The sequence below is a fragment of the Paenibacillus mesophilus genome (genome assembly GCF_005938385.1).
Taxonomy (GTDB): domain Bacteria; phylum Bacillota; class Bacilli; order Paenibacillales; family NBRC-103111; genus Paenibacillus_AB; species Paenibacillus_AB mesophilus.
In genome coordinates this window covers 140,377-161,207 of record NZ_VCRA01000008.1, presented here as the reverse complement: position 1 = coordinate 161,207, position 20,831 = coordinate 140,377, and the positions used below count along the sequence as shown (strand labels likewise).

At 51.8% G+C, this 20,831-nt stretch carries 15 protein-coding genes; 10 read left to right on the top strand and 5 right to left on the bottom strand.

Features of this window, described 5'->3' with window-relative positions; translation table 11 throughout:
- Positions 1 to 6: 6 nt before the first annotated feature.
- Both FE783_RS16630 and FE783_RS16625 read left to right on the top strand, forming a co-directional pair.
- Complete coding sequence (locus tag FE783_RS16630; protein WP_138880506.1) at positions 7 to 1,746, top strand: polysaccharide lyase domain-containing protein; 1,740 nt, start codon at positions 7 to 9, stop codon at positions 1,744 to 1,746.
- Between the two features lie 217 nt (positions 1,747 to 1,963).
- Positions 1,964 to 2,752, top strand: a complete 789-nt coding sequence (locus FE783_RS16625) for a response regulator (RefSeq protein ID WP_138880505.1) — start codon at positions 1,964 to 1,966, stop codon at positions 2,750 to 2,752.
- Between the two features lie 50 nt (positions 2,753 to 2,802).
- On the opposite strand, the gene FE783_RS16620 is transcribed toward FE783_RS16625, so the two are convergent.
- Genes FE783_RS16620 through FE783_RS16605 form a run of 4 tightly spaced genes read right to left on the bottom strand, consistent with a single transcriptional unit; the run spans position 2,803 to position 8,443 of the window.
- On the bottom strand, positions 2,803 to 4,863 hold the full coding sequence (locus FE783_RS16620) for an ATP-binding protein (RefSeq protein WP_138880504.1): 2,061 nt from the start codon (positions 4,861 to 4,863) through the stop codon (positions 2,803 to 2,805).
- 22 nt (positions 4,864 to 4,885) lie between these two features.
- Positions 4,886 to 6,760, bottom strand: a complete 1,875-nt coding sequence (locus tag FE783_RS16615; protein ID WP_138880503.1) for a patatin-like phospholipase family protein — start codon at positions 6,758 to 6,760, stop codon at positions 4,886 to 4,888.
- A gap of 38 nt (positions 6,761 to 6,798) precedes the next feature.
- Positions 6,799 to 7,605, bottom strand: a complete 807-nt coding sequence (locus FE783_RS16610) for a response regulator transcription factor (protein WP_138880502.1) — start codon at positions 7,603 to 7,605, stop codon at positions 6,799 to 6,801.
- Positions 7,598 to 8,443, bottom strand: coding sequence for an SDR family NAD(P)-dependent oxidoreductase (locus FE783_RS16605; protein ID WP_138880501.1), 846 nt, complete (start codon positions 8,441 to 8,443; stop codon positions 7,598 to 7,600). The genes FE783_RS16610 and FE783_RS16605 overlap by 8 nt, the downstream gene beginning before the upstream one ends.
- Before the next feature lie 160 nt (positions 8,444 to 8,603).
- Here FE783_RS16605 and FE783_RS16600 point away from each other — a divergent pair, with 160 nt between their 5' ends.
- Together FE783_RS16600 and FE783_RS16595 are read left to right on the top strand one after the other, a co-directional pair.
- Complete coding sequence (locus FE783_RS16600; protein WP_138880500.1) at positions 8,604 to 9,290, top strand: response regulator transcription factor; 687 nt, start codon at positions 8,604 to 8,606, stop codon at positions 9,288 to 9,290.
- Positions 9,271 to 10,716 carry a HAMP domain-containing sensor histidine kinase gene (locus FE783_RS16595; RefSeq protein WP_138880499.1) on the top strand — a complete coding sequence of 482 codons (1,446 nt, stop codon included), beginning with the start codon at positions 9,271 to 9,273 and terminating at the stop codon, positions 10,714 to 10,716. The genes FE783_RS16600 and FE783_RS16595 overlap by 20 nt, the downstream gene beginning before the upstream one ends.
- 191 nt (positions 10,717 to 10,907) lie before the next feature.
- Here the strand turns inward: FE783_RS16595 and FE783_RS16590 are convergent, their stop codons facing one another.
- Complete coding sequence (locus FE783_RS16590) at positions 10,908 to 11,846, bottom strand: AraC family transcriptional regulator (protein WP_138880498.1); 939 nt, start codon at positions 11,844 to 11,846, stop codon at positions 10,908 to 10,910.
- 97 nt (positions 11,847 to 11,943) lie between these two features.
- Between FE783_RS16590 and FE783_RS16585 the strand changes: the two genes are divergently transcribed.
- The 6 genes from FE783_RS16585 (at position 11,944) to FE783_RS16560 (ending at position 20,793) form a co-directional block, all read left to right on the top strand.
- On the top strand, positions 11,944 to 13,929 hold the full coding sequence (locus FE783_RS16585; protein WP_138880497.1) for an FG-GAP repeat domain-containing protein: 1,986 nt from the start codon (positions 11,944 to 11,946) through the stop codon (positions 13,927 to 13,929).
- A 170-nt stretch (positions 13,930 to 14,099) separates the two neighbouring features.
- Positions 14,100 to 14,573, top strand: a complete 474-nt coding sequence (locus FE783_RS16580) for an SRPBCC family protein (RefSeq protein ID WP_138880496.1) — start codon at positions 14,100 to 14,102, stop codon at positions 14,571 to 14,573.
- Positions 14,574 to 14,815: 242 nt separating this feature from the next.
- Positions 14,816 to 15,799: a LacI family DNA-binding transcriptional regulator gene (locus FE783_RS16575; RefSeq protein ID WP_138880495.1), complete on the top strand. Its 984-nt coding sequence runs from the start codon at positions 14,816 to 14,818 to the stop codon at positions 15,797 to 15,799.
- Between the two features lie 274 nt (positions 15,800 to 16,073).
- Entirely contained in the window at positions 16,074 to 17,111 is a 1,038-nt protein-coding gene (locus tag FE783_RS16570) for an ABC transporter substrate-binding protein (protein ID WP_138880494.1), read from the top strand.
- Between the two features lie 47 nt (positions 17,112 to 17,158).
- A complete protein-coding gene (locus FE783_RS16565) occupies positions 17,159 to 19,426 on the top strand; it encodes a glycosyl hydrolase family 28-related protein (RefSeq protein WP_138880493.1) in 2,268 nt (755 codons plus the stop codon).
- 38 nt (positions 19,427 to 19,464) lie between these two features.
- Complete coding sequence (locus FE783_RS16560; RefSeq protein WP_138880492.1) at positions 19,465 to 20,793, top strand: ABC transporter substrate-binding protein; 1,329 nt, start codon at positions 19,465 to 19,467, stop codon at positions 20,791 to 20,793.
- Positions 20,794 to 20,831 lie beyond the last annotated feature (38 nt).

Genomic DNA, 20,831 nt, shown 5'->3' with positions numbered 1-20,831 from the left:
TGAAAAATGCCGAGGGACAATGGTAATCAAAACAAAATAGCGGTTAGCAAAGCCGTTGACGCGAAGATGAGCAGGAGAAAGTTATTAAGCATTGCGGGCACTGCAGCGGTTGCAGGAGTCTTATTGGGAAAAAGCGTAAGCTTAGCGCGTCAGGGAAACGATGTGGTAAATGACGTTTATGGGAACCTGACAAGCGGCGTTAATAGGGAGGCCAATGGTATTCGCCGGATCGTGGATGAGGCGATTCGGGAGTACGGTCACATTAACGTTAAGGAGTTCGGTGCCGTTGGCGATGGTCTAACCGATGACACACAAGCGTTTAGGGACGCAATGGAGTATGTTTGTAACCATCATTTGACTTTAATGACCGATCTGGGAAAAACATATATCGTAGATAACATCGTTGTAGATGGGAAAACCGACTTTAGACTAGTATTCAGGGGGGTCGTAAAAAGACCTAATAATTTGCCTGCAACCAATCCTCAAACTAGAACGTTGCAGTTTAATAACTGCTCTAATTTTGTAATCGATGAAATACACTTTGATGGCAATCACTTAAACAACAATTGCGTTGTCGGCGGGGTTTACAATACTGAATTTTTACAAGAATATAGGCATTGCCTGTATTTACACAATTGCAGAAATGCAAGTTTCGGCAGAATTTATGGAAAAAATCCGTCTGGAGACGTTATTTACATCAATGGAGCCAGTACATATAACCTGGATTTTGATTATGTTGAAGGTGTTTCCGTTCAAGCGGATGGAACAACGCCCGTTGCACTTGGCCGCAACACAGTATCCATATGCGAAGGGAAAAATATTACGTTTAATGTCGTTAAATCAATAGGAGTTGGCCATATTACAATGCCCGGAGGGTTTGACATAGAGCCGAATTGGGGTGAACAAGTTTCTGATGTATATGTAAATTATCTCTATGTCCTTTCAAGCTCAATGAGTGCTTTGGGTATTACGACAAAATATGGAGAAGGAAAAAACATTAAAAATATTGAAATTGGAACCGTTCATATTGAAAATGACGTGGTTGCTACAAAGCGATTGCTTGTCATTACAGGATGCACGAATGTTCATATGAACCGTGTTTATATCAAAGGTACTGTTGAATCCTATGCGGTACATATCGGGATAGCGGGAAACGCTCAGCCGGTTTATAATCTGAAATTCGACTCTCTTGAAATTGATACTTGCAGATACGGCATTATGGCCAACCATTTAGATGAGGGGTATATGAATGTCGTTGTCAAGAATGCATCGGAAAACTTGCTTAGGTTATACAATGTTTCAAATTTTGATTTTGATGTAAAAGGTCATTTCAATCCTTTAACTACGTTTCCGAATAAACCGGTAAAAAACTTTTGTATTTATCTTTATATGGCTGGCACGAACTATTTGAATAATTGCAGATTCAGAGGTGATCTGGCAAAAAATAAAGTAGGTAACGTTGCAGAAAGATGCATTTCCGCGAACGCATCAAACGGAGCTGCTCAAATCACGAACTGTGAATTTACTAACATAAATTTGGATGGGTGGGATGAGGCTACGAAGTTTGTCGGACAGTTAACTCATACAAGAAAAATCGATTTCACACGTTCGAATAACTTGGGAACGACTGGAATGAGACCAACTGCCAATCTTACGCAAGGTTTTTCATACTATGATACCACTTTAAATAAGCCGATATGGTGGAGTGGCGCGAATTGGATTGACGGTACAGGGGCAATGGTTTAACGGACAACAAATAGATCATGTTGCGCCTGCTGCCGTACGCCGGCAACATTCGGGCGAGCAAGGTCCGAACAGGAAAAGCCCTAAAAATGGGCTTTTTTTGTTGTTCGTCGATATCGTCAATTCGATGGATGCGGAATCCGAAATCTCGATATGAAATGGATATGTTTAAGCTTTAATATGGAATCGTCCAAACATTAGATCGCAGGGAGAGAGAAAAATGGCAAATATTATGATTGTGGACGATTCACCCATTTTCCGGAGAAGCTTGAGGGAAATCTTTGAGTCGGCCGGACATCGTGTTGTTAAAGAAGCGGAGGAGGGACAAGAAGCGATAGCCGCGTACACACAAGGCGGAATCGATCTGATCTCTATGGATATTCAGCTCCCCGGAATGGATGGCATCGAAACGGTTCGCCGCATCCGTGAACAAGATCCGAAAGCGATCATTATCATGATCAGTTCACTCGAGCAACGCAGCAAGGTATATGAAGCGATCAGGCTCGGAGCGAAGCATTACATCACCAAGCCTTTTACCGATGAGAAAGTTATCGAGGTTCTGGCTGCCGTGCTGAAAGCCGGCGGCAAGGAGACGATAGCCGGAGAAGCTCCATCCGAGCAGCTCAAGGAACAGATGATCCGGCCGGTGCCCAGACGGGAATTGCTGAAGCTGGATGTTCCCGCCTTATCCGAACTCCCGTTTGAACTCTCGATTCAGGACGACCTGGCGGAGCTGAGCATTCACCGGCATATCACCGACGGCAATATTCGCTACCTCCACAGCTGCTTGCAAGGTTTGCTATATTATCGCAAAGCCAAGTACCTGTTGATCATCGAGGAACCGATCCTGCACGAGGATGGTAATGGGTTGTTGTTTGACTTCGTCAGTACGGTACGCGAGCGTCAAGGGACTGTCGGGATCATAGCGGAAGATCCCGGTTATTTCATCCCCTTGCAAGCGAAATTCAAGCATTGCGTTTATCGATCGCGGGCGGAAATCTGGTGGTAACGTTTGCGAAGTGCGTACCGCAGCACCGTTGCCCCGGGTCCGACACAATATCAAGACAGCAGTGATTGAACCCGGGGAAGGATGAATGTAAACGTTGTGCCGTGTTCCGCATCGCTATCTATGCGCATGGTGCCCTTCAGTTCCCGCAGCGCCTTGTGCACGGCGGACAAGCCGATCCCGCGGCCTGATAATGGAGTGACCGTTCGTTTCGAGGAGAAGCCTTCCCGAACGATAAGCATCCGCTGCTCATGGGCAGACATGGCGTCAAATTGCTCGGCCGTGCACATGCCTTGCTCCAGCACACGGCTTCGGATGACCGAAGGATCAATGGGTTTGCCGTCATTGGACAGCTGGAGCTCAATTCCCTCGTCGGTTGCGATTATGCGGCAGCCAATACGTCCCCGGGGATCTTTACCCAGCGCGATACGTTCGTCCGGCATTTCGATGCCATGGTCGATCATATTGTGAAAGACATGGATCAAGCTGCGAGAGAAGACCGCATACACGTCCGGATCCACCAGGAAATCCCCGCCTTTAATGGCCAAAGGTTCAATCTCTTTACCTGTTTGCCTCGCAAGCTGCTCCGCATAAGCGGGATACATACCGAGTAATTGTTCGAACGGACAGTATTGAAGCTGGCGGATTTCCGCAACCAACGACTCGCTTTCCGGTCCGGGATATAGTGTCATGATCCGCTGCTCCAATCGCCTTAGCCGTTCCGATTCGATCATGATCCTGTTGTCTTCGACGCTGAAGCGATCTCCCAGTACGCCGTTCAAAATACGCATGTCGTCCGCCAGCTCATTCAGCAAGTCGAGCTGACCGAGCCATGCGGCAAAAGAGACTGACGGCTCCGATTCGGAAGGAGTATGGCTCAACCGCTGCTTCCAGATCTCGAATTGTGTCTCCATATCATGCAGACGCCGGGGAAGGTGGACAAAATCGAATTGGGCGAAATTCCCTTTATACGTGTGAATGAGCAGGGACAATTCGGAGCATTTGTCCATCGCTGACGATGCATTGTTGATCAAAGCATGAATACCCGTTTGTGCGAACGACCGGTAATCCGACAGCAGCTCCTTGAAGTCGCGATCAAGCTTTACGACCTTGGCGACCATTCGCATTGCTTTTCGTTCATCTTCCATGTGATGCTCCATGTCCCGCTTTTCACTGATATCCGTCATCACGACCATGACCATGTGCGATGCGGAGGACGGCTCCTTGATCCACTTATACTGCAGCTTCACCGGTATTCCTTCTACTTCCGCTTCCGACGGCAACAGTGTTAGACAAACCTCGCGCTGCAAATCGTCTTCTTCAAAGACGGTATGAAGAATGTCCTCAAGCAGCAGCCTTTCTTGAACATCGCAAGGAGCCAGCAGCTCCACAAATTTGTTGCCGGCGATGTCTTTTCCGAACAAGCGGAAGCACTCCTTACTGTATTCCTCCTGAACGACCAGTCGGCGATCGAAGGTGAGAAAGCCTTGCCCTGCGTGATCCAGCAAATTTCGGAAAGCTTGGGTACGCTCGCGCAAACGTTTTTGGGTTTTGATCAGCAGATCTTTATGATAGAGCGCGATAATGCTAAAAAGCACCGGGATGTTAAACACGGACAAATAGCGGATGAGCGCATAATAAGCAGGGTCCGCATCAACCAGCGGCCCGTTAAAGCTGAACCAATATTCCAACAGGGAAAAGTGAATCAATCCGACTGCCGCGACCACGAGAAAATGCCGTGTTTGGGGATACACGACGAAAGCGCTGGCGATGTACATCGTAATAAATAGCTGATTTTCCGTCTGTCCGCCGACCGAGAGGACGTTGATCGTAATAATCGCGACGGAAGTGGCCGTGAGATAAATCCGGGCCGCCATGTATTTTTTGTTGTGATTAATCAGCAAGATCAGCGGCCATAGCAGGGGAAACACAACTCCGTTGATCGCAAACACCGCCGAGTCGGGCCAATACGGCAATATAAGCGGAACAAGCGAAAGCATCCATATGGATATAAGGACTGACAATCCGTTGCAGACTTGAATATACATGACTTCCTGGTCGTTCGTGGTTTCGTCGATCCCGATGTTAATGATCTTCAGCCAAATTGATCGCACTCTTCTATCGATCCTTCCCGGATTATTCTCGCTCTGCCATCGATCTATGGATGAGTCGTTTGATTGCCGTCACCATTTCGCGGGTCGCCCGGACCCCTTCCCGGATGTAGGCGGTAGATGACTTAAACGTGTTCACTTGAATATTCAGTTGCGGATTTAGCACTACATCCGCCAGTTGCAGCTCTTCCCGAAGAATGTTGTCGCTCATAATTTCCAATGTATTGAGAATCGATACGACAAAGTTTTTCGGATCTCGCTTGGCGTATGACGAGGTACCGAGATCTGCCGCGATGACGATATCCGCGCCCATGCACTTAGCCAGCTGTACCGGCACCGGATGTACGACGCCGCCGTCAATGAGCAGCCGGTGATTGTATCTCACCGGTTTCATGACCCCGGGGATCGCGGTTGATGCACATACGGCAGCGGACACGGGGCCCGTATTCAGAATGCAGCCTTCGCCTGTTGCGGCGTCCGCAGCCGTCACGGCGAAGGGGATCGGCAAATCTTCAAAATGAGCGGGCCCGATATAAGATTCAAGAAACCGAATCATCCGGCGGTTATCGACGAAAGCTTTCGGCGGCAAGGTCAAGTCCAGGAGCTGCCGCCAGCGGACTGTCGGCAGCACTCTCTCGAATGCGGAGATCGGTTGACCTCCCGCATAAAGCGCCCCGATAAACGCTCCTACGCTGGACCCGGCAATCAGATCAATGGGGATCTGCTCTTCCTCCAAAACTTTCATGATGCCTACATGTGCCGCGCCGCGCACCGAACCGCTGCCTAGAGCCAGTCCGATGGTCGGTCTGGTTCCCGGTTCGCGGACGCGGTCAAAGCGCAAATGCAAGCTGCTAATGCTCTTTCCTCCGCTGCGTGCAAGAGCCTTCTTCAAGATCCGATGCAATCCGTCGATGTTATCGTCCGGGTACGGATACATCGAGAGCATGCGAAGGGCTTCTTCGGAGATCGATTCCTCGGGGGAGGGAATCCCTGACTTTATCAACCATGCATATACAAGCGCGGGGATATCTTCCGATCGAAGCCGGAGCGGCGCGACCATAATGTGCCGTGCGATGACATCCGGCATGGTTTGCCCCGTCATGATGATTCGCGACTTGTTTGCGGACCGGATCAGCCGGTGGAGCAGATCGGCGGGCATTAGATCCGACTGCTCGATAATGATCGTCCCGCCCGCGGCTGCGCGTACGGTCATTTCCCATGCTTGCGCATCGTAGCTGTCCGCAGCCACACTCAGAATAGGGTGAAGACTGCGGTCGGAGCGATAATGAATTTCGCATGCGATATGAAACTTGCCCACGCCTTTTTCTCCAATGATACATACCGGCTCATCTTTGGAAGCGAGAACATCAATCTGTTGTCTGAGCCCCTGCATAATCCTGCTTCCGCCTGCAAGCGATCCGAGGCGCAGCTCTCTCGTCTCATCCAGCTGCCGCAAGGTGGTGGGAATTTTCCCGGCCTTGCTCCATATCTGTTCATTCCGTGTGCGAATGTGTCGCATCATGATCTCGATGATCCGATCACGAAAAGGAGGACATCGGTCCATCAAGATCACCATCCCCGGGCGCGAAACGGATAATGTCCGAAGGTTCTCGTCCGCCCTGTATTCGGCATGAACCGGCTCACCCGCCAAACAGGACCATTCGCCGAAAAATCGCCCCCGTCCCAATTTCGCCAAGCTAATATCGTTCTCATGCTCGATGTGTGTTTCTACCGTACCGGATAATATAATGTGCAGGCTGTCGCTCACTTCTCCCCGCGCGAGAAGAAGCGAACCGTCGGCATGTTCATGTTCATCCACGTAAGGGAGAATCGCGACCAGATCTTCGTGATTCAACTGATTCAGAAACGGGTGCTCATGAACGGGCTCATGGTTCGGCATGCCATCCCTCCTTGGACTCGGCGTTCCCGTTTCGCCGCTTACCACTTGATTTCCTTATACGCGCGATAGACGTCATCCCCCAGGTCGGAAAGCCATTCGGTATAATACCTCGTATCATCCGTGACCACCGCAGCCTTTCCATGCCGGCTCCTGACATCTTGAATAAATTCGTGCAGCAACCGGGCGCCTTCGCGATGCCTGACCGGCTCCCACAACTCCAATACAAACTTCATTTTCCGGAAATAGAGCAACCCTTGAAGACATCGGTACAATAAATATGCATTCGTATCGGTAATCGGGCTGCGAATGATCAATAGGGTGCGTTCATCCATATGAAATAGTTCAAACGGCAGAGATTCAAGGTTCTCCGACTTCAAAAGCATCCCTCCCGCGGAGTCTTCCATCCTGCGCGCCGTCTGCACCCGGAAGTTCGCCTCAGGATTCTCTCGCAGGGCTTCTGTCCGATTCGGGTTCGTATCGAAGCCAAGCACTCTACCGATAACCTCTTTTATTTTCGTTTCAGTAAAAGGTTTGACGAAATAATGCTTCGCGCCCAGTCGGATCGCCTTCAGCACGTTGCTGCGATCCTCGACCGAGCTGATCATCACGATCGCCGCCGACGGGTTGTGCTCCCGGAGCAGACGGATCACTTCCATGCCATTGATGCCCGGCATTTCAATATCCAACGTAATCAGATCGATCTCTTTCTCCATCCGCTTGTAGTTCTCCAACGCTTCTTTCCCATTCGCTGCCTCGGATACGATGCAATGTCCAAGATCCTCAAGAATGGCGCGCAATCGTTGCCGAATGATCTTCGAATCATCGACAATCATCAGGTTAGCCATCTGATTCTCCTCCGTCCAAATCGGGTTTGCGGAATTTCCTGAATTCCCGGACGGTTCGGAGGGAATAACGGAGAAACAAGCCCGGGACAAACCTGTACAGGAACGTCAGCAAACCTACATAGGAAGGAAAGGCGATGATGGCGCGGTTTTTCCCGACTTTTCGCAGTACGAGGCGAGCCGCTTCCTCAGGTTCAACCAATCTCACGGGAAGGGTGGAAAGGACGTCCCTGGCGTCGGCACGGTAAGTACGCACATGCTCGACTAAAGAGGTACGGATGTAACCGGGGCAAACGGTGCTCACCTTGACACCCAAATCCAAACCTTCCACTCGCAAAGTCTCCGACAACCCGACAACTCCGAACTTGGACGTCACGTACGGCAAATTGGTCGGACCCGGCGCAAGACCGAAGCCGGAAGCGGTGTTGACGATATGTCCGAATCCTTGCCGCGCCATGACTCGAAAGGCAGTATAGGATCCGTGAAGAACACCGGATAAATTGACGTTCAACACCTTCTTCACTTCAGCAAGCGGCAAATCCCGAAACTCGCCGAGGACGGCGACTCCTGCATTATTGAACATGTAATCGATGCGCCCGTATCGTTCCAATGTTTGGTTGACAAGCGATTCCACCGATTCCGGGATTGTTACGTCTACGGGAGCTGCAACGGCCTTGCCGCCTTCGTCCGTAATTTCCCGCGCGACCATGTAAGCCGCTTCTTTATTGAGGTCTGCGACAGTCAAGATCGCTCCTTGTTCCGCCAACTGACGGCACAGCGCCCTGCCAAGTCCCGACCCGCCTCCTGTAACGATACATATTTTTTCCCGAAACACACTCATATTGAATTCGTTCCTCCTCCAAACATGCCGCTTCTTATATGCGGTTACGATTAGACTCAACTATACCAGCCCCATATATCTGGAACGTATCGGGCAGAGAGGATTTTTGCTATAAAATGTAGAATAACGCATGGTGCGAAAAGGGAGGGTGTTTGCAGCTTTGAAACGGATTCTCATCGTTGAGGATGAACCGGATATTTCGATGGTGCTGAAGCGGTATCTGGAAAGAGCGGAATTTGAGGTTGAGCAAGCCGATGACGGCGAGAAGGCGATCCTCTTGTATCATCAATGGAAACCATCGCTCGTATTGCTCGATGTGATGCTGCCGGATATCGACGGCTGGACCATTCTGAAGCATATACGGTCGCATAGCTCGTGTCCGGTCATCATGCTTACCGCACTGAACGAGATCGGTTCCAGGCTCGGGGGACTGAATGCCGGCGCCGACGATTACATAAGCAAGCCGTTTATAGCGGATGAGGTGGTTGCCCGCGTGAAGGCCGTGTTGCGACGATGGCCTCAAGTCAGGGTCGAGGATACGGTTCTTTTCGGCGGCTTGAAAATTGACTTCGGCTCGCGCGAAGTGTTTCTGAATGGAAGGCAAGTGCGATTGCCGCCGCGCGATCTCTCTTTGCTGCTGTTCTTTGCCGATCATCCGAACCAATCGTTCGACCGGGAACAATTGATCAGCGCGGTTTGGGGGATGGATTACGAAGGAATCGACCGCGCCGTAGATTTGGCGGTTGGCCGGATCCGTCAAGCGCTCGCGGATTGGTCCGGCGAAGATGGGGAAATTGAAACGATGAGAGGGTTGGGGTACAAATTCCGTGTCAAACCGAAAGCGTAAATCTTTGCTGTACTCCTGGTCCGTCCGTTATTTTCTCGTGGTGCTCCTCAGCATGATCGTCATTGGAACAGCGACCTTGTTCATGATCCAAAGGAACAATGCAACGATGCAGTACAAGGCGATCGAACGGATGGCGCGGGACATAGCCGAGGAAGCGATAAAGCATGGCGGCCGGCTGCCGGAGGGGGAACCGCTTGCACGTTTCCTGAACAATCGGATACTGGAATACGGTCTGGGAGAAAGACCGGTCATGGCGATCCTGAATGTGCAGGGACAGGTCGTTCAACATCACCCGCCGGTTCTCCCTCAGGAGACCGTTCAGCTTGAAGCCAGATTGAACGACATCAAGAGCGTGAGACCTCGAGTGTTCGAATTGGAGCCGCTCGGGAACCGCATGCCTTATTTGACGGCCGTCCATCCGATGACCACTTCCTCCGGGACCATCGGTTACGCCCTCTATCTATCGCCAAAAACGAATGTGCTGCAAGGGTTGCTGGAATTCAAGCTATTTCGCATCGCAGCCCTGATCGGTTTCTTGTTAAGCGGTTGGTATATCGTCTATTGGCTGACAAGACGCCTCGTCAAACCGATTCGGGAAGCGGTCGACGCCGCCAATCAGATTGTAGCGGGAAATTACGATCTGCAATTCAACATGGAGCAGTCTGAGAAGGAAATTCATCAATTGATGCACGCATTCAAGGAGATGGCCGACCGATTAAGCCGGCTCGAGGCGACGCGCACTCAATTGCTGGCCGGCGTAACGCATGAACTGAAAACACCGGTCGCCTCCATAAGCGGGCTTATTCAGGCGGTGAAGGATGGAGTCGTTTCCGGGAAGGAAGCGGAGAAATTTCTGGACAACAGCCTGAAGCAGGTCGACCGTCTGCATCATATCATCGAAGACCTGCTCGCTTTTAACAGCTTTGCCGGCAACGTGGCGGCAGTGAAGGCGGAGCTTGTCGAACTGGAAGAGACCGTAAGGGATATCGTCGAGCGTTGGCGCCACAGCCGGCCATTCGCCGGTTTGGAAATGGTTGTCGAGGCGGATCGGGCAGTGCGTAACCGGCAGATTTGGACGGACTCCGCCCGCCTCGAGCAAATATTGGTCAACCTGCTGAACAATGCGCAGGATGCGACGGATAGCGGAGGCCGGATCCGGGTACGGCTGCTCACGGGCGGAGCGGAAATCCATATCCAGGTGGAGGACACAGGATGCGGCATCGAGCCGGACGAGCAATTGGATGTATTCGAACCGTTCTATCGCGGCAAGGATAAGCGAAAGCGGGTGAGGGGGCTCGGGCTGGGACTGCCCTTCAGCCGCATGATTGCGCGCGCCTTGGGAGGCGAACTGATATTGACGAACAGCGGACCCGGAGGGACGACCTTTACGTTAACGCTGCCAGTGAAGCGACCTGATGCTGGATAAACGATTAATTCAAAGGATTTTAGGTTCTTGTTCTCGGAACAGGACAAGAACCTATATCCTTTACCGTATCTGGACAAGAACATAGATTCATACAGGACATCTTCAGGCGAAAGATGTCCCTTTAATTGATTGTTACTTGCGTTTTTTTCCATTACACTTGGGAGCGAAGGGAGTTGAAGCCGATCGTTGTATCAAGGCTCTGGATTGCAAAAATCGGCTTGATGCCTGCTTCTGTACTCGGCGGGGGTCATCCCCATTTTCTGCTGAAAATGGTAGTAGAAACGGTGGGTCGAGGCGCAGCCGACTTCCTCGGCGATTTTTTCAATAGGCAGATCGCTTGTCCGCAGCAGGTCCTTCGCCACTTCGATTCGGGTATCGAGCAGCTTTTGCCTGAATGAGGTTTGGAAGTACTTCTTGAGAAGTCGGTTGACTTGCTTGGTGCTTAAACTCAATTGCCCGGCAAGCATTTCAAGAGTCAGATTTTGCCTGTACCCCATGAAAAATATATCGATGATATGAGAGCGCAAATCGTCCTTGGCCCTGCTTGGCATGGAATATTTGACATTCGTTCCAGTATTCAAATGGATCGCTCGCGCGACACGAACGAGGATCAGCGCGAACAAACTGCGCACGTTGGTGTACGAACCCAGCAGAGGAGACTCGGTTTCCAACCGGACTTCATCCACAAGACGGAACAACATTTCATGATCCGCTTGGACGGGCAACCGGCAATAGGTGACACCGGACAGCACGGCTTCCAATTGCTCCGATTCCGTCCGGGGGAACAAAGGATCGTTCTCGTTATCTTCCCGGAATGTAAAACGAAGCGTGCTGCGGACTACAGGATCGTTCTTATCCGGCTTGACCGCATGAAAGATGTTCGGCCCGATCAGATGAATGGAACCGCTTACAAGGTTCTGCTCCGTTTCGTCGAAGATCAGTGTACCGGAACCGGACCAAATGAATTGAAGCTCGTAGGCGGCGTGATTATGCTTTTCTTGCACGTACTCGAGCGGCCGGGGAACGATATTGTCGTTGAGCAAAACATCGAACAGCAGCGAGCCGATGCGAACCTTGATATTCAAACGATCCCAGAATGTGGTGACAGCCGCATCGCGCGAATGCGCCATTCGTATCCCCCCTTAGCTAACTCGGTCGCATTTATTTTATCACAGAGGCGGTCAAGGGCGTCAATGTTATGTTAAAACTAAAAAGGAGGAGGTTCGAATGACAACCTCGATGGAACATATGATACAGTTCGGCGAACAAATTCCGATAAAGACCGAATACGGCCCGATTGCGTTCGGGCTTGTAATGGCGGGATCGATGGTCAGTTGGTCGGCAGAGCGGGCCAAAGATTTGCTGATCAGCCGAATTTGGTCGGGGATCTATCTTTATCCAACCGATCAGTTGCAGGACAACGAGCTGGACATTCCGCCGAAGCTGGTATGCAAAAACAAATTTGTTCCGACAATGGGAATCCCGGCCGACTGGAACCGGGACGGCGAGGACGATCTGATCGTATCCGACCGGTACGGGTTCTTGTATTTGTTCGAGCGGAAAGGAACATATCCGGACATAACGTTCGAATACGTGGATAGAGTACAGGACAGCCGGTCGGGTTTGCCGATCAATATTCCGTACGATAATCCGATTCATGCGATAGGCGACGGGAACGGCTACATCGACCTGAACTTCTACAACTATATTTATCCGATGGCGTATCCCAACACGGACGGGCAAGCGATAGATCTGATTGTCGGGGATATGTCGGGCGTCCTTTGGTGGCTGCCTGACGGAAGCGGCGGAGAAGGAATACCGCAATATACCGGCACCGAGTATACGAAGCCTTTGGAAAATTCAAAGGCGGCTTACGGGAAAAGCTTATTGGAAACGTTAGGCACCCAATATATACGGCCAGCAGAGAAAATAAGCGACGAGAACGGGGTTCCCTTCTTGCTTGGGGACGGTATCGAGGACGGCAAACGCTTCCGGGGCTTTTTTGCAAGACCTGTGCTATATCACAATCCGCGGACCGGATCCGACGATCTTCTCGTTCTGGCCGGGTACGGACTGCCGAAGCTGTACTATTTGCAGCGGGTGAATACCGCCGACTACGGAAAGCCCGTTTTCAAAAACTTGGGCGAAGTCAAAATCGACGGATTGGACAAGTCGATGTTCGGGCTGTTTTCTTTGCATGCGAAGCTGATCGTGGACCAAACGGACGGCAACGACGACTTGCTGCTAACGGCGGGAACTCACATTATGAGACTCAAGAACAAACAGTCGGGCGGTCTGGTTCCGGAATATGCCTGCATCGGTCCGATCAGCGGACGTAACGTTGTCACCTCCGGATACAATTATTCCGAAGTGCTGAAAGACCGGCGATCCGGGAAACGATATTTGGCGGACAGTACATGGACTCATATAGAAATACGCGAAATAATCGATACGCAGGATGGCGTTTATTTAGCTCCGGAAAGAAATGCCGTGGAAGACCAGAACGGCGTTTTCCGCATGGAGGGCGAAACGGACGGGCAGGAGTCCCCGGACAGCGGCTTTCATCAACTGGCCAAATGGGACTTCGACGGCAGCGGACGCCAGCACCTCATTGCGGGAAGCGACAAAGGCTTATTGTATCTGCTTATTGACGAAGGTAATGCGGGGAGCAACGGGACATTCAAATTCCGGTCCGCCGGTCCGTTGAAGGACTGTGAGGGAAACGTCGTCCGGATTCATAACCGGGTATGTCCAGCAGCTGTGGATCTGGATGGAGACGGAGTGGAAGATTTGCTCGTTGGCGGAGCGACTTATCAAGGCGGATTCAAGACAGACCCGAATCCCGGAGCGGGTGTCTACTATTTGCTGAACAAAGGCGTCGGTCTAGATGGATTGCCGATCCTCGAAAAGGCACAAAACATGCCGATTACCGGTCACGAGTTGACTGCGACTACGAATAGAATGATCGAGATTCAAGCCGTCGATCTGGACAACGACGGTTATAAAGAAGTGATCATCATGTCCGGTGCCGACAGGCAAACCGCTCGGGTATTCAAAACGACATGTCCGATCGGATTGCACTATACGGGCAAGATCGTGCCTGGTATGGGGCTGCTCAAACGCGTTCTGGATCTCGACGGCGATGGCGAACTGGAGCTTGTTTACGCCGGAGGCGAGCCGGGAGTGGCGTGCTATTGGAAAACGATTTTATGATCGTAAGGCAAATATGAATATAACAATGAAGAGGCTGTTTTCGTCCGTGAGCGGCCCGATTATGTTACTGCGGCTCTGCCGAACAGCCTTTAAGCGCGCAAGCGCTTCTTTTTGTTTTCTCCCCTTATTTGCTATGATTGAAAGGAGTTATTCATTTTGGAGGGATGGACATGAACGAAAACAAATCTACCAACAAAATCGCAACACAAGTAGGTGATCGCGAGATTGTGATCACCCGTGTATTTGATGTTCCACGCGATCTTGTGTTTGATTGTTGGACGAAAGAGGAGCACCTGTCGAAGTGGTGGGGACCTCGAGGCTTTACGACAACGACTCAGAAGTTTGAAATGAAATCGGGCGGTACATGGGAGTTTATTATGCGCGGTCCTGATGGCGTTGAGTTTCCCAACACCAATGTCTTTGTCGAGGTCGATAAACCTGAGCGAATCGTCTTCAAACATGATGTATTTCCCCATTTTTTGGCGACAGCAATCTTTGAGGATCTGAATGGTAAGACCAAACTCACTTATCGTACCGTTTTTGAAGAAAACGCTGCTGTATTCGATAAGGTGAAAGAATATGCCGTCCCAGGTGCCGAACAGACTATGGATCGTCTTGAGGAGCTTCTTGCAAGTATGTCTTAGTCGAAGATGAAATCGTATCGTTTTACGGAATGAAGATAGCAAAGACACATTCCTAAAGGCTGCCAAAACTGTGGCGGCCTTGTCGTGCTGATGTATAAGTGGACACGGGATTTTGAGCATACCAGAAGTAGTTTTGAAACCAAGCTAAACTTATACAATGAGAAAGTGACCAGGCGTTGACAAATACGCAAACGTTTGTGTATTCTAAAGTTGGAAGTCATATACACGAATCGAGGGCTGAGATGGTCACCATTAAAGACATCGCCAAGCAAGCCGGCGTTACATACGGCACCGTATCCAGGGCGCTTAACGGCGAACCCGGGGTGAGTGAGAAGACGCGGGCTCGTATTAGGGCTATCGCCGAACAGATGAACTATGTTCCGAACTTGGCGGCGAAGCGGATGGTAGACCGTTCCACGAACTGCATCGGAATTATTTGGCCGAAAATCGAAGGCTTGTTCTTCTATCGGTTAAGCGAACGGATTCAGGAGGAGGCATCCAGGCGAGGCCTCAGGATCATGCTGTCCGTAGCCAAGCCGGAGGACGCTTTGAACTCTTTTCAGGAGCATTTCATCGACAGAGTGATCCATTGGGTATATACCGAGCAGACCGCCGCATTCATCGCCGCCAAGCAATCGTTCCCCGGTACCGTTTTGGAGGTCGGGGGCCGTTCCGCAGGGGAGGGGCCTTGTCTGGAAATCGACCGGAAAGGAGCCGTCTGCAAAGCCGTACGGCACTTGGCGGAGCTGGGGCACGAGCGGATCGCCTTCATGGGGGCCAAGACCGATAAATGGGTCGGCTATACGCAGGGACTCGTAGACTTCGACCGGGACTACAATCCCGACGATATCGTAGTGACCCGGCCGAGCGATCCGGACATGGAAGCGAAAATTACGGGCTACTTGAACAGGGACCGCAAGGATAGGGCGACGGCCGTCATCGTCGACTCCCAGGGCCTGATGTTCGAGTTCGCGAGATTGGCCCAAGCGGCGAAGGTGCGTATCCCCGAACAGCTGTCTTTGGTTGGTTACGATGACGTTCCCGAGCTGCACCGATTGCTGCCGGTATCGATTACGACGGTCGGGCCGGATATCGATGTGCTTGCAAATCGCTTGATGGACACGATTGCGCAGGCGGATGCCGTGGAGAATAACGATCGGAATGACCGGAGGATCGAGGGCGTTCTTACGGTTCGAGAGTCGACCCGGCCTCCATTCGGAACGTAACAGGGGGTGAGCCCGATTAAAGTAAAAAGCAGCCGCGATACCGAATAAGCGGCATTTTTTTATCTCATTTAGACAAACGTTTGCGTAAAAATATAAATAATTTCGGCTATTTATATAGAAAACGTTTGTAAACTTCGATAAGGGGTGATGCCATGACCAGATAAGCTTTGAAGGCAAGCGCCGGCTGCCATTTTGCCGGACGAACCGGTACGTTTTTGTTGGCGGCAATGAATGCCGCCGGTCTGGATCATGCACGAATGGGGAGGGAGTCCAGTTGAAACGGCATTATAGGATGTCCATTGTTCTTTTTATCGTTGCGGCGGTATTGTCCGCTTGCGGCAGTGCGGGAGACGACAATACGGAGTTGATCAAGAAGCATAATATCGACCTGAGCTTGCTGGAGCCTACGGTGGTCGATGCGGTGAAGCAGGCGTCGGGAGGCAGCATGTACGGAATTCCCGTCCTGAGCAGCAACTTGGCACTCTTCTACAATCAGGACCTGTTCGATACATTCAGTGTGCCGTATCCGAAGGCGGGCATGACCTGGGACGAGGTGCTCGAGCTCGCCAAGAAGCTGACCCGCATGGACGGAGGCAAGCAGTTTTACGGATTTGCGGCCTACAATGCGTTGGTCAATATGAGTCCGTTGTCGATCCAGCACGCGGATCTGAGAACGGAGAAGCCGACGATCCTCTCGGACGAGCGCTGGCGTACACTGTTCGATACGGCATTCGTCAGGCCCGCACAGGATTCCGGCTACCGGGAAGGCATGCGCACGCTGAAGGACTTGCCGGGCTTGAACCAGTTCGCGAAAGACAGGAGCCTTGCCATGCTCGTATATTTGAATACGCTGCCGACCTCCGTCTCTACGGAATTGAAAACGATGAAGTGGGACATTTTGCCATTGCCCGAATTTGCTGATATGCGCGGGGTGGGCAGCCAATTGCTGCCGACGTATTTCGGGCTGACCTCGCTGACCCGGAACAAGGATGCGGCCATGAAAGTATTGAAATACATGGTATCGGAACCGTATCAAAATCATATCGCCGGCAAAGGGCTGATCCCGGTGTTGAATACGGACGGAGTGAAGCGGCGGCTAGGGCAGGACACCGAGTTCAAGGACAAAAATTATGGAGCGTTCCTACAAAATAAGCCGGCTCCGATCGCGCTCAAAACCGAATATGACGCCAAGCTCGTATCCATCTACCGGAAGCAAATGTTTCCGCTCGCCGTCGGGGACACCGACTTCAATACCGCATTCCGCGCCGCCGAGGAAGAAGCGCTCAAAGCGATTGCCGATAGCAAGAAGTAAGAGCCCATCTGCTTAAAACCCACATTTTGCAGGGAGAGGTGCTGGACATGAAGGAAGGAACACAACCGAAATCGGCGATCAGCCGCAGAAAACTGCTCGCTTCGATGAGCATGGCGGCCATTGCGCTCGGATCAGGAAGTATGCTTCACGCCCGTGCGTTGCATGGCGGAGGAGCCGTTACCGAGTCCGTGTACGGGAAAAACCGGTTAGGCGGTATGCAGCTTTGTATAGGCACGGCGATGGCGGAATTGCGGGCGAACACAGACCCGTCCCCCGATTTTTTATACTATGTTACAGATCCCGGTCGCGAAGGCTTCTTTTATTATGATCCGCAAGACTCCGGCTCCGTCGACAATGACGGAACGGTCATCGTTGCGCCGCTCGGGGAAAGGTTCAAACGAATTTGCGATAAGGTCATAACGGTCAGCTGGTTCGGAGCCAAAGGCGACGGCAGCACGGATAGCACGTCCGCTATTCAAAAAGCAATCGATTGCTTGAGTGTCGAAGGCGGAGTCGTCTATATACCGAGCGGCGTCTACATATTGACCGACTCGCTGCGAATGAAAAGCTCGGTCGTGCTGCAGGGCGAAGGGGCGCAAACGATTTTGAAAGCGTCGCAAACGTCGGGCTGGAACGAGAGCTACAGGGCCATGGTGGAGCTGGTCGGGACCGAAGCTGCCGAGGTGCGCGATCTTGTGCTGGATCAGCATGGCTCGGGCCGCAACCCGTTCGAGCATCGCATCAGCTATACGATGCTGGTCAACGATGCGCAAAACTGTACGATCGACAACGTGATATTCCGGGATGCCGGGTACGATATCGGTTACGGGCGTCCGTCAGGTCCCGTGCTCCTGTTGTCGGCCAAGGATAGCGGCGATACGAATGCAGGTACGGGCGGCGGTATCGGGGGGTGCCGCAACATCAAGATCGTGCGCTGCACGTTCATCCAAAAGGGTACTGCCGGAGTAGGTTTTTGTATCCGGTTACATTCCGATTGGCTGCAGATGAAGCCGGAATTCGATCATTATGTGGAGCAAGTCGTCATCGATTCTTGCCGGTTTGAAGGTGAATATTCCTGGAATGTGATCGAACTGGCGGGAGGAGCCACGCGCTGCAATAAAATCGTGAACTGCCATTTTGAAGGCAAGACATTATCCTCGATCGATTTCGACAAGGGGACGCATCGCAATGTCGCCTCGAACAATACGATAGCAGGCGGAGGCAAGCCGGACATGTACTTGACCGATTCGGCGACGCGCCTCGCTTGCATAAACGTGCACGGCACCGGAGAAGGCGGGCAATATTATTACACGCATTCCAATTCGGTCGTCAACAATTTTATTAGCGACTGCGGCAACGATGCGGCCACGGACCCTTACGAGGCGGCGATCAGCGTGGAATATGCGCACGATACGCTTATTAGCGGGAATATGATCGGCAACATCAACAAGGGTCTTGTCGGCGGCGGGATCTATATCGGGAAGAGCGTGACGCGATGTTCGATCCATCATAACCATATCCGCGGAACGCGCAACGGGATTTTCATGAATGCCAACGGATCGAGCACGAATGATATTAAACTGATCGGCAACGAAGTGCAGGCGAACAATTATGCGGCAAATCTGACTATGCAGCCCGGTGGAGGCAAAGGCTTCCTTCTGCTCGGCAACAGCTTCCGGACGGAAGGAACGGCGAATCCGTGCGTAGCCGGAGGGACGAATTCGTTGAAGGAACCGGTATTCGCGTTCAACCATTTCGAAGGCGGCGCTACAGGACTATCTCTGGCGTATGCGAATTCGCTCGCCGTAGGCAATGTGTTCCGCGGCGCGCAGCGCTCGATCCGGACTTATCAGAAGGCCGTTCTTATCGGAAATGTATCCGTCAATGCGCAATCCGAAGACATGCTGGTGACATCGGGAGAACCGAGCCCCCTGCTGCTCGGTAACCGGTTTACGCATCCGGCGAACTCGGTTGCGCCGGTCGTTACCTATGGAGATGCCATCCCTGGCGGCGGCCATATGTGGTCCCGACGGGACATCGTCTACAATACGAATCCGGTTTCCGGCGGGGAGATCGGTTGGGTTTGCGTTTCCGCCGGTTATGCTTCCACGGACGCTTGGGCACCGGCGAAGACATACGCCGCGGGAGTCGTCGTACATGCTTCGGACCGTGTATATAAATGTACCTTAGCGGGAGTGTCCGGCCTCTCGGCGCCAAGCCATTCTTCCGGAACGGCTGCCGATGGCACGGCGAAATTTCAATACGTGGGGACGGGGCTCGCCGAGTTTAAAGCTTTCGGGGCTATTGAGGGTTAAGATTGCTGAAAAATTGTATCGAAGGGAAGAAGTATGCCATGAACAGGAAAGCCGCGTTCATTTCGACATTGGTCATCCCGGCCTTGCTAGTCGCTTGTGGAAAGCACAGCGGTACGGGCAAGGACGGAAATACGGCTGAAAATGCTTTAATGGAAGCCGAAGCGGCGCCGGCCGAGATCGTATTCTACACGTCCAACGGAGATTCCGAGGAAAATTTCAATCGGCTTTACGGAGAACCGTTGCGTAAAAAATTCCCTCAGTATACGATCAAATATATATTGAGCGGCGCAGGCGGACAAACTCTCGACACGTTGCTTGCTTCCAAGACGCGATTCGACGTCTTTATGCAAGGTCCGGGATTCTTCGAATCGCAGGCGTTTCCGGCCGGCATCCAGTTCGATATGAGCGGACTGATCCGGACGCATAAAATTGATCTGAACCGATTGGACAAGGCGTCCGTAGATTATGTCACGCAAAGCTCAGGCAACGGAAAACTGTATTTCCTGCCAGTGCAGCTGGAAGGGATGGTGCTTTACTACAACAAGTCGTTGTTCGACAAATTCGGAGTTTCCTATCCGGTGGATAGCATGACCTGGGATCAGATGCTGGAGAAGGCGAAGCTATTGACACGCAAGGAAAATGGCGTCCAGTATTTCGGCTTCGGGACAAATTCGAGCACCATTCAAGGAATGAACCCTTTGTCTATCCCTATGGCGGATATCGCTACCGATACGCCTACCATTAACCGGGACGAAAGATGGCGTACATTTTATGATTACTTTTACGACCGACCGAACAAGATCCCCGGATATTTGGATGGCGCCAAAGCAATCAATGGCATTCCGACTAGAGAAATGTTCGTCAACGACCAAACGGTGGCGATGTTCGCCTATCAATCCGGCTTGATCAACGTCTGGGAGGAGCAGCTCAAAGGGCTGGACTGGGACATGGCGGCGCTGCCGGAATTCCCGAACCAACGAGGGGTTGGCAGCATGGCGAATCCGAAGCTGTTCGGCATAACTTCGATGGCCGAAAACAAAGACGCGGCGATGATCGCCATCCGTTACCTGCTGTCCGATGAGCACCAGCAGTTTCTGGCGCGCAAAGGCTACACGCCGATCTTGACCAGCGATGCGGTAACACGGCAACTCGGCCAAGATTCGATCTACAAAGACCGGAATTGGCAGTCGCTCGTCTATCGCGAATTCGCCCCACTTGCGCTCAGACCGGCCTATTACTCGCAATTGAATGCGATCTACCAAAAACATTTTAAAGCGGCTTCGCTCGGCCAAACGGATTTGAACACCGCGCTGAGAGCGGCCGAAGAGGAAGCGGTAAAAGCCATTGCCGAATTCAAACGCAAATAATTTGATGCTGCCGGAAGGTCGGAAAGGAAGGGATGATC

What these genes read in the sequence shown, in the direction of transcription:
- FE783_RS16630 (WP_138880506.1), top strand. Translation starts at nt 7, where the DNA reads ATGCCGAGGGACAATGGTAATCAAAACAAAATAGCGGTTAGCAAAGCC.
- FE783_RS16625 (WP_138880505.1), top strand. Translation starts at nt 1,964, where the DNA reads ATGGCAAATATTATGATTGTGGACGATTCACCCATTTTCCGGAGAAGC.
- FE783_RS16615 (WP_138880503.1), bottom strand. Translation starts at nt 6,760, where the DNA reads ATGCCGAACCATGAGCCCGTTCATGAGCACCCGTTTCTGAATCAGTTG.
- FE783_RS16610 (WP_138880502.1), bottom strand. Translation starts at nt 7,605, where the DNA reads ATGGCTAACCTGATGATTGTCGATGATTCGAAGATCATTCGGCAACGA.
- FE783_RS16605 (WP_138880501.1), bottom strand. Translation starts at nt 8,443, where the DNA reads ATGAGTGTGTTTCGGGAAAAAATATGTATCGTTACAGGAGGCGGGTCG.
- FE783_RS16590 (WP_138880498.1), bottom strand. Translation starts at nt 11,846, where the DNA reads ATGGCGCATTCGCGCGATGCGGCTGTCACCACATTCTGGGATCGTTTG.
- FE783_RS16585 (WP_138880497.1), top strand. Translation starts at nt 11,944, where the DNA reads ATGACAACCTCGATGGAACATATGATACAGTTCGGCGAACAAATTCCG.
- FE783_RS16580 (WP_138880496.1), top strand. Translation starts at nt 14,100, where the DNA reads ATGAACGAAAACAAATCTACCAACAAAATCGCAACACAAGTAGGTGAT.
- FE783_RS16575 (WP_138880495.1), top strand. Translation starts at nt 14,816, where the DNA reads ATGGTCACCATTAAAGACATCGCCAAGCAAGCCGGCGTTACATACGGC.
- FE783_RS16565 (WP_138880493.1), top strand. Translation starts at nt 17,159, where the DNA reads ATGAAGGAAGGAACACAACCGAAATCGGCGATCAGCCGCAGAAAACTG.
- FE783_RS16560 (WP_138880492.1), top strand. Translation starts at nt 19,465, where the DNA reads ATGAACAGGAAAGCCGCGTTCATTTCGACATTGGTCATCCCGGCCTTG.